This is a genomic window from Bartonella kosoyi (assembly GCF_003606325.2).
GTDB lineage: Bacteria > Pseudomonadota > Alphaproteobacteria > Rhizobiales > Rhizobiaceae > Bartonella > Bartonella kosoyi.
The window spans coordinates 1,083,625-1,100,093 of the sequence record NZ_CP031843.2 but is presented as its reverse complement, the minus strand read 5'-3'; the positions used below and the strand labels follow the sequence as shown (position 1 = coordinate 1,100,093).

Annotated in this window: 12 protein-coding genes and 1 pseudogene; 4 read left to right on the top strand and 9 right to left on the bottom strand. The window is 37.5% G+C overall.

Annotated elements, in window-relative coordinates; translation table 11 throughout:
- Positions 1-92: 92 nt before the first annotated feature.
- The 3 genes and pseudogenes from D1093_RS04795 to D1093_RS04785 all read right to left on the bottom strand — a co-directional run bounded on the left by D1093_RS04795 (position 93) and on the right by D1093_RS04785 (position 3,068).
- Positions 93-1,002, bottom strand: a pseudogene (locus D1093_RS04795) (4-(cytidine 5'-diphospho)-2-C-methyl-D-erythritol kinase).
- Between the two features lie 243 nt (positions 1,003-1,245).
- Positions 1,246-2,094 (bottom strand): S49 family peptidase, encoded by an 849-nt coding sequence (locus D1093_RS04790; protein WP_120100988.1) that lies wholly within the window; start codon positions 2,092-2,094, stop codon positions 1,246-1,248.
- Positions 2,095-2,279: 185 nt separating this feature from the next.
- Complete coding sequence (locus D1093_RS04785; RefSeq protein ID WP_120100986.1) at positions 2,280-3,068, bottom strand: tRNA1(Val) (adenine(37)-N6)-methyltransferase; 789 nt, start codon at positions 3,066-3,068, stop codon at positions 2,280-2,282.
- A 260-nt stretch (positions 3,069-3,328) separates the two neighbouring features.
- Here D1093_RS04785 and D1093_RS04780 point away from each other — a divergent pair, with 260 nt between their 5' ends.
- The 4 genes from D1093_RS04780 (at position 3,329) to glyS (ending at position 9,395) form a co-directional block, all read left to right on the top strand.
- Complete coding sequence (locus tag D1093_RS04780; protein WP_120100984.1) at positions 3,329-4,345, top strand: polyprenyl synthetase family protein; 1,017 nt, start codon at positions 3,329-3,331, stop codon at positions 4,343-4,345.
- A 94-nt stretch (positions 4,346-4,439) separates the two neighbouring features.
- Positions 4,440-6,134 carry a tetratricopeptide repeat protein gene (locus D1093_RS04775; protein WP_120100982.1) on the top strand — a complete coding sequence of 565 codons (1,695 nt, stop codon included), beginning with the start codon at positions 4,440-4,442 and terminating at the stop codon, positions 6,132-6,134.
- A 97-nt stretch (positions 6,135-6,231) separates the two neighbouring features.
- The gene (locus D1093_RS04770) at positions 6,232-7,173 is read left to right on the top strand and encodes a glycine--tRNA ligase subunit alpha (protein ID WP_120100981.1); all 942 of its coding nucleotides are present in this window, start codon (positions 6,232-6,234) and stop codon (positions 7,171-7,173) included.
- Entirely contained in the window at positions 7,173-9,395 is a 2,223-nt protein-coding gene (glyS, locus tag D1093_RS04765; protein WP_120100979.1) for a glycine--tRNA ligase subunit beta, read from the top strand. The genes D1093_RS04770 and glyS overlap by 1 nt, the downstream gene beginning before the upstream one ends.
- Before the next feature lie 1,120 nt (positions 9,396-10,515).
- Here glyS and D1093_RS04760 read toward each other — a convergent pair.
- From D1093_RS04760 to der, 6 genes are all read right to left on the bottom strand, one after another.
- Positions 10,516-11,010, bottom strand: coding sequence for a F0F1 ATP synthase subunit B (locus D1093_RS04760; protein WP_120100977.1), 495 nt, complete (start codon positions 11,008-11,010; stop codon positions 10,516-10,518).
- A gap of 11 nt (positions 11,011-11,021) precedes the next feature.
- Complete coding sequence (locus tag D1093_RS04755; RefSeq protein ID WP_120100975.1) at positions 11,022-11,588, bottom strand: F0F1 ATP synthase subunit B; 567 nt, start codon at positions 11,586-11,588, stop codon at positions 11,022-11,024.
- Between the two features lie 129 nt (positions 11,589-11,717).
- Entirely contained in the window at positions 11,718-11,948 is a 231-nt protein-coding gene (locus D1093_RS04750) for a F0F1 ATP synthase subunit C (protein ID WP_012231167.1), read from the bottom strand.
- A gap of 54 nt (positions 11,949-12,002) precedes the next feature.
- Complete coding sequence (locus tag D1093_RS04745; protein ID WP_120102339.1) at positions 12,003-12,761, bottom strand: F0F1 ATP synthase subunit A; 759 nt, start codon at positions 12,759-12,761, stop codon at positions 12,003-12,005.
- Positions 12,762-12,768: 7 nt separating this feature from the next.
- Positions 12,769-13,203, bottom strand: a complete 435-nt coding sequence (locus D1093_RS04740) for an AtpZ/AtpI family protein (RefSeq protein ID WP_120100974.1) — start codon at positions 13,201-13,203, stop codon at positions 12,769-12,771.
- A gap of 1,838 nt (positions 13,204-15,041) precedes the next feature.
- Positions 15,042-16,466 carry a ribosome biogenesis GTPase Der gene (der, locus tag D1093_RS04735; RefSeq protein WP_120100972.1) on the bottom strand — a complete coding sequence of 475 codons (1,425 nt, stop codon included), beginning with the start codon at positions 16,464-16,466 and terminating at the stop codon, positions 15,042-15,044.
- Positions 16,467-16,469 lie beyond the last annotated feature (3 nt).

Below are 16,469 nucleotides of genomic sequence, written 5' to 3'. Positions count from 1 at the left end.
TCATTTTATCTAAAAAACAAAAAATAGATTTCTTTAGTACCCCTTTTCATTATGTATAGTAGAGTCAGGACAAAATGAAAGCTATTTATTTCTCAAATAGTTCCCAAAGTCATGATCGATTTTACAAACCAATTTGGGTGCATTGATTTGATCAAAAGAGCTGCCTGTTGCGCTGTTTGTTGATTTTTAAAAATGCCAAAACAAGTTGCTCCCGTTCCAGACATACGAGAAAAAAGAGAACCACATTCATCCAATATAGATAGCACTTGTGTTAACTGAGGTACCATTTTTAATGCCGGAGAAAAAAGATCATTACGCGTTTCTTGTAAAGCTTCAACCAATGAATCAACGCTTTTTAAAGCGACTGGATCAATTTTTAAAGAAGGATGATGATGCTTGTCCAACGCTTTAAAAACAGCTTGTGTTGAAATCTCTTGTCCATGATTAACCAATACTATCGCAAGAGAACAAGCTTCTTTGAGTCGTATAATCTCTTGGCCAATCCCTTTAACCAAAAGTGGCTGCTGATATTCCAGTGCAAAAAGACACATGGGTACATCAGCACCAAGGACTAAACTCATTTTTGCTAATTTTTCAAAAGGGCAATCAAGATTCCATTGTTGACGCAATATACTGATAACCCCTGCGGCATCGCCTGAGCCACCACCAATGCCTGAAGCAACAGGGAGTGTTTTTACAAGTCGAAAAAAAGTAGGGTGAGCCCCTTCAGGGAAAGTCTTATGCATAAAGTCCCGTGCGCGAACAACCAAATTATCTGGATGAGATATAAGTTCTTTCGCAAACGGTCCCGTTAAAACAAACTGATCACTTTCACAAGGTTCATAGTGTAGATAATCACCGCTAAGACTAAAATAAACTAAACTTTCTATTAAATGATAACCATCAGCACGTTGCCCTACAACGTGCAGAGCTAAATTCAATTTAATAGGTGTAAATACATGAAACATGTCTTTGGAACGAAACTTGTACATCCGATATCATATGACGTAATATTCACTTTTATAGGGCTCTTTTACAACAATCTCCCTTTTATTCATACTTTTAACACCAGCCCTATAAACAGTTCGAAATATTCTTCATTTTTTCTAAATAAACAGCAAATATTACGAAAAACTCTCACATAAAATAGGTGATACGTTCTCATTGGTATCGTTTCAAGCCTTTATTTCTTCTAACATCTGTTTTTTAGATAAAATCCCCTCTTGCTTGAATGATCCCCGTCTATCACAAACCGTAACGTTGCCAAAGTGCCCGCTCTTCTGCTGCCATCAATGCACTATCAACAGCTGTATAAACTGTATGAGCCGTCACTCCTGAAGGCGTTTTAAATCCTAAAAAACTTTTTGGAGGTGTAATCAATCGAAGTTTTGCATCACTACCAAAGCGCTCTTTAATGACAGAACGGACATCATTCAATCCGTCAATAAGACCAAGTTCAACGCTTTTTTTCCCACTCCAAAACATTCCTGTAAAGAGATTCGAATCATCTGATAATTTTGTCGCACGCCGTTCTTTAACTAAATCAATAAAAGTTTGATGCACTTCAAGTTGGAGAGATTTCAAATGCTCAATATCCGCCTTTTTTTCAGGCTGAAATGGATCGAGTGTAACTTTATTTTTTCCTGCTGTGTAAACGCGCCGCTCCACACCAATTTTCTTCAAAAGTTCCGGAAAACCAAAGGAAGCTGAAACCACCCCAATGGAACCAACAATCGAAGAAGGATCTGCAAAAATTTCATCCCCTGCACAAGCAATCATATAACCACCAGATGCTGCGATATCTTCAATAAACACAAGAACCTTTTTATTTTTTTCTTCTGCCAAATCACGAATACGCTTGAAGATAAAACGCGATTGTACAGGTGATCCTCCAGGAGAATTAATAATAAGTGCGACAACCGGTGACTTTTTGTGCGCGAAAGCCTTCTCTAAAAGATTGGCACATCTACTGAGGGAAAGCGTACGGGATATAGATGATGAATCCATAATTGCCCCTTTAAGGCGAACAACAGGAATTTCAAATTTATTGGAGGAAAAACGGCGTGGAATAAAATTTTTAAAAACATCTATCAAAACAAAATCTCCTTAATTTAAGAACAATTAAATAGGCCAGGAAAAAAAATAGGAAGAACGCGATAGCATCCAAAAGCGCCGATTAATCTCCACATGACAACCAGAAATATAATTTCATCCAAAGCTAAACCTCCTCATAACAAAGTTTAAACTTTAAATGATAAACTGAAAAATACAAGAGACCATTAAAAAAGTTCCCACAAGCTTATATATCCATTATTGATTGCATCAATCCGTGGTGAAAAAATATGGCTATTCCCTTCATGTATAATCAATGCCGGTAAAATAGATAAAGCTGCTCTACTCCCCCGTTTTGCGTAAAATAAAAGACGAATTGCCGGAGTTGTTGCACGTGCATGAATGGGAATGATACAAATACCACCAAAGCGGCCTTCTAAAGCATGCAAGATATCTGTTAGAGATTGTGGACGCGCAATGAGCCCTAAATATCCACTTGGTTTAACGATGGCTGCTGCACTTCGAAACCAATGATCAAACATCGCTTCAGGCATAACATGTGCATCAGACTTCTGTTCATCAGGTGTTTTGCGATCCACAGGATTGTTAAAAGGTGGATTCATAATGGCAAAATCAAAGCTATTATCTATCAAACCTGCTTTTACACGAGCATTCCCTTTGAGGCTAACATCTGCTTTTAACAAACAAACTCGCTCAGCAAGTTTTTTATTTTGCTTTAGCATAAGTGTTTTTTGTGCATAAGATACCATAAAAGATGAGCGTTCCACCAATGTAACATGAACTTGTGAACAACGCGAAGCAACAGCCAACCCTGCTGCTCCAGCTCCCGCCCCTAAATCAACAACCGTTCCCTTTAAATCAGTGGGAACCAAGCTGGCTAATAACATAGCATCCATACCAGAACGATGACCATGTTTATGGGGTTGAACCAAATAAAATTTCCCGCGATGAAAACTGTCTGTTGTTTCATCACTCTGATTCGCTGTTTTATCCATTTAAAAGCCTAATGTTCATTATAAACTCGACTTTTCTTATCAATGACGTTTCAAATAAAGCTGTTGCAAATTTTTTCCTTCCCCCTCATAGAAATAATGCTATACAAGCTTTTAAAATATATTCTTGCACAAATCATCCAAAGTTTGCACTTTAAAGCAACATCAAAAGCTTGAGTCAAAACAAAACCCCCTTTATGCTAATATTTAAGAAATATAGAATTCATAGATGTCCATTGCAATACTCTGGGAGTCAACATATTGTGAGTGTAGCCACAAAACTAGATCAAACACAAAATAATCAAACATCCCTCCAATCTCTCATTCATCTTACAAAAGGTGATATGGAGCGCGTCAATCAATTTATCCTCTCTATGGCAAAATCAGAAGTTGAAATGATTCCTGAAATTTCCAATCACCTTATTTCATCAGGAGGAAAGCGGTTACGCCCAATGATCACATTAGCTGCTGCTCATATGTTCGGCTATCAACATGACGGGCATATAAGACTTGCAACAGCCGTTGAATTTATGCACACAGCGACTTTGTTACACGATGATGTGATTGATGAAAGTGATTTACGACGCGGAAAATCTACAGCACGAATGATTTGGGGAAATCAAGCAAGTGTCCTTGTTGGAGATTTCCTATTAGGACAAGCTTTTAAAATGATGGTTGATGTTGGCTCTATAGAAGCGCTCTCTGTCCTAGCAAACGCTGCTGCAATTATTGCTGAAGGAGAGGTTATGCAACTTTCTGCCGCAAAAAATATCAAAACCAGCCCTTCAGACTATCTCAAAATCATCAATGCAAAAACAGCAGCACTTTTTTCAGCAGCAGCTGAAGTAGGTCCCATTGTTGCTGGCTATGGAAATAAAGAGCGTTCTGCATTACGTGACTATGGAACATCTTTAGGATTAGCTTTCCAATTGATTGATGATGCACTTGACTATAGCGGTAGTGCTCAAAACTTAGGAAAAAATATAGGAGACGATTTTAGGGAAGGAAAGATTACAATGCCTGTAATTCTCGCATATGAGCGTGGGAATGTGGGTGAAAAAGCTTTCTGGAAAGAAGCGCTTGAAGGTGGCAATAGCAATGACGAAGCCTTTGCACACGCGCAACACTTAATGGAGAAATATAATAGTATCACAGATACCATAGAACAAGCACGCATCTATGGAAAACAGGCAATTAATGCTCTTATTCCCATGAATAAAAATCTTGCTTACAATGCTCTCGTTGAAACTGTTGAGTTTTGCATTGCGCGCGTAAACTGATTTTTTGCAAGAATCGCAGTATTTCTTAAAAAAGTAATGAGATATGATTTATAAACGATACAATCGATTGATTATCTTAAAAAGGATTAGCTCCATGTGCTCTGCAACGGTATCCCGACTTTTTACCTTCTTTATCGTGGGTATTATGCTGATGCCATCCCCTACCTACAGTAAAATAAGCACGGCGACTCATACAAGTTCATTTACAGGTGCTTATTTAGCTGGAAGGGTTGCAAATCATGAAAATAAAACAGATCTTGCGATCAATTATTTTAAACAGGCACTTGTTTATCAACCTGATAACATTGAAACACAAAAAGAGCTCCTTGAAGCTATGCTCTCAGTCGGAGACTTTAAAGAAGCTGTGCAACAAGCTAAAAAACTCAAAGAGCAAGATGTTATAACTCCCTTTGTTTCCTTAACGTTGTCAATAGAAAGTCTCATTAAAAAAGACTATAAGAATGCCAAGCTTCTTCTACAATTAAAAGAACCTCCCACAGCCAATAACCCAATACCTGAACTCATCGGTGCTTGGATTACATTTGGATCTGGACAAAAGTCTCAAGCAATTGCTGATCTTAAGAAGCTCAAAGGTCCTGTCTGGTATGAGCTTTTTATATCTTATCATCTAGCACTTATGAGCGACCTTGCAGAACGACCACAGGATGCAAAAAAATATTTTATTAAAGCACTGAATAACAAACAGGGTACTCTTATCGCTCCTAATACCTATGAACGTATTATTACAGCCTATGCTTCATTCCAATTGCGCCATAGTATGCGTAAACAAGCTCTTCAGACAATCCAGCATGGCGAACACATGTTGTCAGCTCGAGAGGTTTTCAAAAACTTTCGAGAAAAAATTGAAAAAAATACTTTCTTAGAAAGGTTGATTAAAACACCTCAACAAGGAGCAGCCGAGGTGTTGTATAATTTTGGAACAGCTCTCAACCACAAAAATTCAGGACACATTGCACGTATTTTCAAACAATTATCTTTCGCCTTATATCCTCAAAATGACGCAACGCTATTTCAGCTCGCACATATTTCTGCTAAATTGGATGATCCTTATCAAGCCATCAAACTTTATCGCGCTTTATCCCCTCAATCTCCTTATTATAAAGATGGACAACTTCATCTTGCATTTCTTCTTGCCAATAACAACAATTATAAAGAAGCAATAAAACTATTGACATTGTTAAATAAAAAATTTCCCAATGATCGTAACATTTTGATAACGCTCGTTGCTTTTTATATGCAGGATCATAAGTTTCTTGAAGCTATTCAAACTCTAGACTATGCTATTGCTCAGATAAAGAACTTTCAGCAGGACGATTGGAAACTTTTTTATCAACGTGGTATTGCTTTTGAACGTTTAAAACAGTGGGCGAAAGCAGAAATTGATTTGCGAAAAGCCCTTGAATTTTTTCCAAACCAACCGCAGGTTCTAAACTATTTAGCCTATTCGCTTGTAGAACGAGGTGAGAAGCTTGAAGAATCACTCCATATGCTGCAAAAAGCTTCTGCTTTGCAAGCTCACAACAGTCATATTCTCGATTCTTTAGGATGGGCTTATTATAAACTAAAAGAATACAACAAAGCAGTCCAAATATTGGAAAATGCTGTCAGGTTACAACCTGAGGATCCAACATTGAATGATCATTTAGGGGATGCCTATTGGAAAGTTGGACGTAAACGTGAAGCAATATTTCAATGGAATCACGCAATTGACGGAAAACCAGAAAATTCTAAACAAATTCAAGAAAAATTGAAATTTGGTTTGCAATAAACAATGCTTAACCGTAAACCACATAAAATAATAAACAGAGAGACTAAAATTTCTTTAGTTATTTTTTATGTCGTTCAATATTTAAAGAGTATAAAGTGTGAAACTGCCTGAGCATCTTAACCCTAAACGTTCTTTTCAGGGGCTAATCTTAACTTTGCAAAATTATTGGGCACACTATGGGTGCGCAATTTTGCAACCTTACGATATGGAAGTTGGAGCTGGAACTTTTCATCCAGCAACAACGCTACGCTCTCTAGGTCCGCGACCTTGGAAAGTTGCTTATGTCCAACCCTCTCGGCGTCCTACAGATGGCCGATATGGTAAGAATCCAAATCGGTTACAACACTATTATCAATTCCAAGTGCTTCTCAAGCCCTCTCCGCCCAATCTACAAGAACTTTATATAAAGTCGCTACAAGCTATCGGGCTTGATACACAACTACATGATATTCGTTTTGTTGAAGATGACTGGGAAAGCCCAACGCTTGGCGCTTGGGGACTCGGATGGGAATGTTGGTGCGATGGGATGGAAGTTTCTCAATTTACTTATTTTCAACAAGTTTGCGGCATTGAATGCGCCCCAGTTTCAGGAGAGCTCACATATGGTCTTGAGCGTCTAGCGATGTATATCCAAGGGGTCGATAACGTCTATGATCTTAACTTTAATGGTTTGGAGAAAGAAAATAAAATAAGTTATAGAGATATCTTTCTACAGGCAGAACAGGAATATTCATATTATAACTTCGAATTTGCTGATACGAAACTGCTCTACCAACATTTTATCGATGCTGAACGCGAATGCAATGTACTTCTTAATGCAGGAAAACCCAATAAAGAAAATGCATTCCATCGCTGTGTTTTTCCTGCCTATGATCAATGTATTAAAGCGAGCCATATTTTTAATCTTTTACAAGCACGTGGCGTTATTTCTGTAACTGAACGACAAAATTATATTCTCCGCGTTCGTGATCTCGCACGCCGTTGTGGGGAAGCCTTCTTACTCACAGAAGCTGGACAAATATATACTGGAGAAGCCTAATGTCTGATCTTCTTCTTGAACTTTTCAGTGAAGAAATCCCTGCACGTATGCAACGAAAAGCTGCTGCTGATCTTAAAAAAGCTGTTACAGATCAACTTGTCAATGCTGGATTGACCTATAAAGCTGCTCGTGAATATTGGACCCCCCGTCGACTAATATTGGACATCCGTGGACTTTCTATACGCTCAAAAGATATCCATGAGAAACGCAAAGGTCCCAGTACAAAGTCACCACAGCATGCAATTGATGGTTTTCTCCGTGCAACGGGGCTCAACGATATTTCTGAAGCGCAGATTGGACATGATGATAAAAAAGGTGATTTTTATATTGCTAAAATCGTAAAAAAAGGCCGTGCTGCAGAAGAAATTATTGCCGATATTTTACCAGATATTATTCGCAACTTTCCGTGGCCGAAATCTATGCGTTGGGGAAAAGATTCCGCAAAAAGTGGTGCACTAAAGTGGATTCGACCTTTACAAAATATTCTTTGCGTCTTCGGACCAGAAATTGGTGAAACGCATGTTATCCCGTTTACAATTGGTTCTCTTGAAAGTAACAATCTCACTTATGGTCACCGTTTCTTAAGTGACGGAAAACCATTTCAAGTGCGCCGCTTTGATGATTATGTGACAAAACTTGAAGCCCATAAAGTCATTCTGGATGCCGAAAGACGAAAAAATATCATTTTAGCGGATGCCCAAAATCTTTGCTTTGCAAAAGGTTTAGAACTCGTTCAAGATAATCTCCTCCTAGAAGAAGTTGCGGGTCTTGTTGAATGGCCTGTTATTCTTATGGGTGATTTTGATAAATCATTCCTTGATATTCCTCCAGAAATTATTCGCTTGACCATTCGAGCTAATCAGAAATGTTTTGTCACCCGTAAACAAGGAGAAAAGGTAAAACTTTCTCATCACTTTATTCTTGTTTCTAATATTCTTGCCAACGATGAAGGCAAAGAAATTTCGAAAGGAAATAGTAAGGTTGTTCGTGCCCGTCTTTCTGATGCACTCTATTTTTGGCAAAAAGATCAGCGTGATTTGCCCGATATTCAACAATTGGAATCTTCTATAAAAAAATTTGATCTTGATATAAAGAAACCTCTTGATCAGAGAATGGCACGACTTGATCATTTGAATGTAACTTTTCACGCCAAATTAGGCACGCAAAGTGCAAGAGTAGAGCGCATCGCTACACTCGCACAAAAAATTGCACCTTTGATACACGCAGATCCTCTTTTAGCAAAGCGTGCAGCAATCCTTGCAAAAGCTGATTTGCAAACGGAAATTGTCGGAGAATTTCCTGAACTACAAGGAGTTATGGGGCAAAAATATGCCCTTCTGCAAGGGGAAGATCCTCGCGTAGCTGTCGCAATTGAAGAGCATTATAAACCTCAAGGACCAGCAGACCGTCTTCCGCAAGAACCACTTGCTATAACCATTATGCTTGCCGACAAAATTGACATGCTGGTTGGCTTTTGGCTCATTAATGAAAAACCAACAGGCTCGAAAGATCCCTATGCATTAAGACGAGCAGCCTTGGGAATTATTAGGCTCGTTCTTTCACGCGACTGGAAAATTAATCTTATGCCACTGTTTCAGTTGGCAACGAATCTTTTCGTACAACAAAAAAATAAATATGAAATCTCTCAACAAGAAAATCCACAATTGCAGAATTTTCTTCCAGAAAAAACAGAGGTTATTTTATCCGATCTGTTATTCTTTTTTCATGACCGTTTAAAAATCCATCTAAAAGAGGAAGGGGCTCGCTATGATGCCCTTGAAGCGGTTTTGAACAAAGATTCTGATGATTTTTTATTGGTTGCACGTCATGTCGAGTCTCTTATCGCTTTTATTAATACCCATGATGGAATGAGTTTTGTAGCCTCTGTAAAACGTACTGCCAATATTCTTGAAAATGAATTTCAAAAAAACACAACAATAGCGCATGAAATTAATCCTGAGCTCTTTGTTGAAAAAGAAGAAAAGCAGCTCTATGATGCAATCTGTGAAGTGGAAAGAAAGATTCTTGCGCCCATCGATGCAACAAATTTATCATTTGCACTCGGTATTCTAGCGCCGCTTGGAAAATTGATAGATCTATTTTTTGAAAAAGTATTGGTAAACGATAAAAACTCTGACGTTCGTGCGAACCGCCTAGCTCTTCTCAAACGGACTCACACACTTACACAAGCAGTTGCAGACTTCTCAAAACTTGTCCTTTAAAACTAAAATGTCCTATGAACTGATAAAAATAATAAAGATAAATTTTTTCTTTTTTATTAATGAATATTTCAGAATATTATAAAGAATTCTCTCGTGGAATTTGCTCTAACTTTCAAAAGCAGTAGAACTTTTTATCGTCAATGATACTTTATATTTAATCATAAACACTGTATAGTGTAAATTTTCCTCATCATAAATCTCCTCTCTTATTGAATCAATTAAAAAAACTCCTCCGCACCCTACAAGCTGGGTGAATGCGTCGATAACTTTTTAAAAAAAGTTCTCCTCACGAATAGTTCCAAGTAAAATAGGTGCTATCTGTTTGCACTTTTATTAAACAAGAAGATATCATACTCAGTAGATTTTATACACTTTATGGGGAGTATTCCTCTTCATAAATGCTTTCATAAAATGAAGGAAGAAAATATGTTGAGAATTTCTCTCCAAAATAAGCATATAAATGTGTACCGCATGGCTATTCTGTAAGACAAAACGTCATTGGATTCCTTATCCATTGGCTTTCTTTAAAGAAATATTTTTTAAGTCTCCCAAGCCCTTTTTACGACGGAGGAGACCATAAGTGTGTATAATGATAAAGCCATGTAGCCCCCCTATCTTTGCGCTTGTAAAAGGAGCCAGCGAGAGCTCCCTCACATACTTTTACCAGCCCCAAATGCTGCCGATAATTCTTAGCTCTTGAGAGAATTCATAAGAGATGACTTTTCTTGCACAATTTTGTCCACAAACCATTCTCCCTTGTCGCGTGCAAAAAAAACGATTTTGATTAATTCAAAATAGAACAGTTTTGAAATGAGAGAGGTATTTTCCATAAAACTGCTCAACATAAAAGCAGTTGCTCAATACAAAAATCGTCACACTATCTTAACTGATAATATAATAACGGTACTCGCTTATCGCTTCATACAAACAAAGACAATGGCACTTCTCACTATAATCTTTATGAAGAAAATCAAAAGATCAACCTAAGCTAGAGAATACGGCCCTTTAAACTCAATCCACAGTCAACTCAAGACTAGCATCATGATATAGTAGATTAAAGCATTTGATATTGAAAAAATTATGCACTTAAAGAAGCAGTTTTTTATCTCTAAAATGCCAATTAATTAAGATATGTTTTCATCTTTCTCAATGATTCTTTCGAAAGAGCCTCTTTAACAAGTTCATCTGACCTGTTAGAATCTAATTCCTTTGTAATAAGATTACGTGCTGTAGAAATTGCCAAATCGATAGCTGATGAAGAAACCATGCGGATTGCATCCGCTTCTGCTTGAGCGATTTTTTGCTCAGCCAATTTATTGCGGTTTTTTACATATTCTTCCGCTTTTTTACGCGCTTCAGCAATCACGGATTCAACTTCATGCTTTGCCGCTGCAATAATTTCTTGTGCATCTTTTTCTGCTTCTGCATGCTTGCGTTGATATTCAGCTAATATTTCCTGTGCCTCTTCACGAAGACGTAGAGCCTCATCCAGCTCATCTTTGATACGCTTCGCGCGTGCATCAAGATGATGTAAAATTTTCTGCGGAATCTCGAAATAGACTAAAAGAGCTAAAAAAAGAACTAATCCAATAAAAGCCCAAAAAGTATCACTCATCTTTGTCTTCCTCAATAATCGGCAGTTTTAACAACTGAACGAACAGCCTCTTTGCTGATATCAACATCAATCAATTTTTTCACAATTTCAAGGGCGACTTCTTCAGCGATAGAACCAACATTTTGCATCGCTTTATCCCGAATTTTTGCTATCTGTTTTTCAGCATCTGCAAGTTTTTTTTCTAAACGCTCTTCAATCTCCTTCCGTTCAAGCTCTGCCTTTTGTTTTAATTCTTCACCAGCTGCTTGTGCTATCGTATGCGCTTTCAAACGCGCTTCTGCTAATTCACGCTCATAAGTTTCAACAACAGTGTCTGCTTCCTGCTTCATGCGCATTGCCTGATCTAAATCAGATGCAATTCGATCTCGACGTGTTTCAATAACACCACCAATACGCGGCGCAATCACACGAGAGATAAACAGATAAAAAAGTCCGAAAGAAATTGCCAACCAGAAAAAATGCGAACTAAAATGAACAAAATCAAAAGGTGGAAACACACGATTTGCATGCTCTGCCACTTTCTTGATATGTTCTATCGACGTTTCAGTGTTCTGTGCATAAGCGCTGGCAATAAACATCCTCTTTCATCCTTTAAATAGCTTAAACCATCTCTAACCAATAATAATTAACGAATAATTCTCTGGTTAAAAGCCTAAAAGGGTAAATCTTTCCTCATAACGAGAACAAACATACCCTTTTGATGATGATTAAACCCCAAAAAGAAGTAATAAAGCAATGAGCAACGAAAAAATACCCAAAGCTTCTGTCACAGCAAAACCAAAGACGAGACGTCCAAACTGACTATCTGCTGCTGATGGATTACGTAATGCACCAGAAAGATAGCTTCCAAAAATATTACCAAGCCCTAAAGCGGTTCCGGCCATACCAAAGCAAGCAAGACCAGCGCCAATATATTTTGCTGCAAGCACTATTTCCATATTATTCTCCTTTTAAGCGAAATTGCACTATTCGACGGAAAACCGCCAATTCTATTAATGTCCTGGATGAATTGCATCATTAAGATACATACATGTTAAAACTGTAAAGACGTAAGCCTGAAGAAATGCAACCAAAAACTCAAGAGCCGTAATCGCCACAGTCATAATAAGGGGCAAAACCGCACCACCAACGCCTACGATTCCTACCCCAATCATCGAAACAATAAACCCAGCAAACACTTTGAGCGTAATATGACCAGCTAGCATATTCGCAAAAAGACGAAGCGAAAGACTGATGGGGCGGGAGAGAAAAGAAATAATCTCAATCATTGTCACGAGAGGCAAAACGACGACAGGAACCCCACTGGGAACGAACAGTTTTAAAAAACTGATCCCATGCTTATAAAAGCCATAACCAATCACCGTCAAAATAACCACCATTGCCAACGAAAACGTAATCATAATCTGAGAGGTCACCGTATAAAAATAGGGAAAAAGACCAATAAAGTTAGCAACTAAAATAAAAGTAAACAGAGAAAAAACTAAAGGAAAAAACTGCATCCCCTGCACACCAGATGATTCTCGCAGAGTCGATGCAACAAACTCATAGGCCATTTCTGAAAGAGATTGCATCCGCGTTGGAACCAATCCACGACTTGATGATGAAATAAAGAGAAAAGAAGCAGTTATAACAACCGTAACGACTGTAAACAATGATACATTTGTAAATGATAAATCCATATTTCCTATGGAAATCTTAATCAGCCGTGAAACCTCAAACTGATGAATAGGATCTGGAGCGTGCGCTGTCACTTCAACCTCATTTATCGGACCTCTCATTGGCCCCTTTATTTTGTTCATCTTGGCGCAATACGCCTTTTTGCCTTAATTGACTGGAGGAAACATACCCCACAGACCGAAGAATACTCAATACACCAGCAGCAAATCCAAGAAAAAGAAAAAATACCAATCCCCAAGGCCATGAACCTGCCAACTTATCAAAACCCACCCCTAAAACAACACCAACAATAACACTTGCTAAAAATTCACTGGAAAGCTTAACGGCATCCGCTATCCTCCCTTGTGACTTTTTCTGCCTATCCTTATGCTCCCGCTTCCTTAACGCTTGCTTGTGCGCTAAAGCTGCGCTTAAGTTCTTACTACGACATTCCAAATCCTCTGAATGAAAACTCTCTCTTTGCTTTTTTCCTTCAGTCTCCTTGCGGCTTGTAACGGGTTTCTCGCCCATCGCCATCATCGGCTCCTTCATCAAAAAGCAAAGCAAAAATGCATCGTGTAAAGTCTTGTGCATCATATTGTTCTCGAATTTATTCGTCAAGAGACTAAAAGAAATCTATCACAAATTATCGTATAAATTTTATCGCCTAAATAACACATTTTTCAATTCACATGCTTTTTTAAAAAGATATTTCTTAAAGTTCCTAAACCGATTTCACAATATCACCCCCAAGTACATAAAAACTTCCGTGAATAATATAAAGCTCTTAAGTTCTTCACCTTTATGCTTATGAAGAGACAAGCCGGCAACATTATACGCTTTGTTAACTCCAATGTTGTAACAACCCTAATCTTGAAAAAAAGCATAAAAGACAATTCTTTTTTTTAACTGTTTTTACTCACACATCAATCTTGCTTGGGATATACAAACAAAAGATTTTTCTTAATTCAACATGAACATGTTTGAAATATTAAAGAATCTTATGATTTTCGACGTTCTTAATTCAATATAAAAAGTGATGGTTTATTATCATAAATCAAAGTATTATTAAATTAAAACACTAAACATTAACACACTTGCACATCATTATTCTAGCTTGCGAACAAATGGAATGCTGTCTTGTTTTCCGTCAAAATCATATTTTTCCTCATATCATTTAAATATTTTGAACGTATGTCGATTCATCTACACAAAACATACAAAATATATCGTGTAACATTTTGATAAGATAGCACAAACATAACTAATGTCTTATTCTTGGTAACATAATATACTAAACACATATTCACTGAATGTGAATCAATCGCGTAGGCTTTGCCCATCATGCGTTAAGGAAAATGGAAGCCAATGGGGAGTTTGGGGGCATTTGAACACAACACTTTGATTTATAAGTTATAATATATAATTTTCTTCTTTAAAAAGAACTCTGATAAAATATTCTTGCGTATTCATATTGAAGTAATCAAAACTGTTGTTGTATATCACAAGAAGGGTTGATGTGTGCTTAAAAACGGTTGAAAAATTGCTTTTTATGCTCTCTTTCAAAACGAGAATTGATACAAATAGAATTGATACACCCCTGAAAGCTGAAAATAATATAAAAGTATTCGCTTATGCTTTTTATTCAAGTAGGCTTGCACTTTTTGTTTAACTGAAAATTCTCAACGGGTTGTATATGATCCCACTTGCAAGGTATTTGACATTATACCTCTATTTACAGGCACCATCGTGAAATAGGCTTAGAAGCATAAAGAGATTTTTCTTTAAGTACGAGATATAATCAATTTACAATTTTAAATAGAGCCCAATAAAACTTGAATACGACCGCTATACCGTTTTATACAATTTTACCCTACTTGTTAAATTTCACCCTTTAAAAGTGAAGGTTGTTAGATTCAGCGGATATTTTTACTTTTTATTAAAAAGAAATCATCGCAAGCAAAAGTGCTTATGAATACTCTTTAGTTTTATGAAAATATAATTTAATGCTTCTCTTCAAACGAGTACCATCATTATATTTCCCCCCTCATATTGTCTTTATTTTTACATTGAAATACACTCTTAAAAGGATTGTATGCTCCTTCTTCAATATTCCCTATTAAATTCTTCTCATAACATACAAATAAAGAATCTTTATCAAGAAAAATTAAACTGAGAAAGTTCTATAGCACGCATGATAAAGATTATTAATTCATCAATACATTAAAATAAAGATTTTTTTCTTTTATGAAAAATAAGATATTTGTCTGTGGAAATTATCATTTCACTTTCGATATTTAGAACAATACAAATCATGAAAAGGCTTATTTTTAAGGCTCTATAGATTTCATTTACTTTAAAATAAAGAAGAGCTATCATTTCTTTTTAGAACGTGTCGCAAAAGGATTATCAGATGCGCGTAATGATAAGCGCACTGGGACACCAGCCATATCAAATGTTTCACGTAATCCGTTAACAAGATAACGCAAATACGACTGGGGCATGACTTGGGGACGTGAGCAAGAAATCATAAATCCGGGAGGACGTGTTTTCACCTGTGTGATATATTTAACCTTAAGTCGACGCCCCGAAATCGCAGGAGGTGGATGATGTGCCACGACAGTTTCAAGCCATTGATTCAATTTAGCCGTGGAAATGCGACGATTCCATACACGGTGCATCATCATGACATTTTCCATAAGTTTATCAATCCCTTGGCTATATTGTCCTGATAAAGGAACAGCTCTCAAACCGCGAACTTGAGGAAGAAATCGCGCACATTTTTCATGCAAATCAATCAATGTAGCCTGACTATTTTCAATAAGGTCCCACTTATTGAAAGCAATAACTGGAACACGCCCTTCACGAATCACAAGATCAGCAATTTGTAAATCCTGCTTCTCAAAAGGTATCGTTGCATCAAAAACAATGACCACTACTTCGGCAAAACGAATGGCACGTAAAGTATCAGCAACCGATAGCTTTTCTAATTTTTCTTGAATTTTCGATTTTCGACGTAAACCTGCAGTATCAAATAGTTTAATATGACGACCACGCCATTCCCAATCGACAGAAATAGAATCGCGTGTCAACCCTGCTTCTGGTCCTGTTAATAACCGATCTTGCTTCAACATACTATTGATAAGAGTAGATTTTCCTGTATTGGGACGCCCGGCAATGGCAATCCGAATAGGCTTGCTTTCATCGTAAATAAGCCCCTCCTCCTGCAAATCTTCTATATCATCACCAACAGATGCAGGCTGTATCGTCATATCTTCTTCTTTGTTGTTGCTAAAAGCGCGCTCTGACCCAACAGCGTCTATAATGGCATCACGAAGATCGCTCAGTCCCAAACCATGTTCAGCCGATATTGGGCATGGCTCTCCCAAACCTAATGACCATGCCTCATACTCTCCCCCTGTTGCCGCTTTTGACTCAGACTTATTAGCAACGAGCACAATCGGTTTTCCTGATTTGCGAACCAGTGAAGCAAAATTTAAATCACTCGGTGTTATTCCGCTCTTTGTATCAAACATAAATAAAACAAGATCTGCTTCATCAATTGCAGCTTTTGTCTGAGAACGCATACGCCCCTCAAGGGTATGATCTCCCGCTTCTTCCAGCCCAGCCGTATCAATTACATCAAAACGTAGATCTTGAAGTTTTGCCGCATGAACACGCCGATCACGTGTTACACCAGGCTTATCATCAACCAAAGCCAATTTTTGCCCAACCAAACGATTAAAAAGTGTTGATTTCCCAACATTGGGACGACCAACGATAGCAATGGTAAGGCTCATCGA

What these genes read in the sequence shown, in the direction of transcription:
- D1093_RS04775 (WP_120100982.1), top strand. Translation starts at nt 4,440, where the DNA reads ATGTGCTCTGCAACGGTATCCCGACTTTTTACCTTCTTTATCGTGGGT.
- D1093_RS04755 (WP_120100975.1), bottom strand. Translation starts at nt 11,588, where the DNA reads ATGTTTATTGCCAGCGCTTATGCACAGAACACTGAAACGTCGATAGAA.
- D1093_RS04740 (WP_120100974.1), bottom strand. Translation starts at nt 13,203, where the DNA reads ATGGCGATGGGCGAGAAACCCGTTACAAGCCGCAAGGAGACTGAAGGA.
- D1093_RS04760 (WP_120100977.1), bottom strand. Translation starts at nt 11,010, where the DNA reads ATGAGTGATACTTTTTGGGCTTTTATTGGATTAGTTCTTTTTTTAGCT.
- D1093_RS04750 (WP_012231167.1), bottom strand. Translation starts at nt 11,948, where the DNA reads ATGGAAATAGTGCTTGCAGCAAAATATATTGGCGCTGGTCTTGCTTGC.
- glyS (WP_120100979.1), top strand. Translation starts at nt 7,173, where the DNA reads ATGTCTGATCTTCTTCTTGAACTTTTCAGTGAAGAAATCCCTGCACGT.
- D1093_RS04785 (WP_120100986.1), bottom strand. Translation starts at nt 3,068, where the DNA reads ATGGATAAAACAGCGAATCAGAGTGATGAAACAACAGACAGTTTTCAT.
- der (WP_120100972.1), bottom strand. Translation starts at nt 16,466, where the DNA reads ATGAGCCTTACCATTGCTATCGTTGGTCGTCCCAATGTTGGGAAATCA.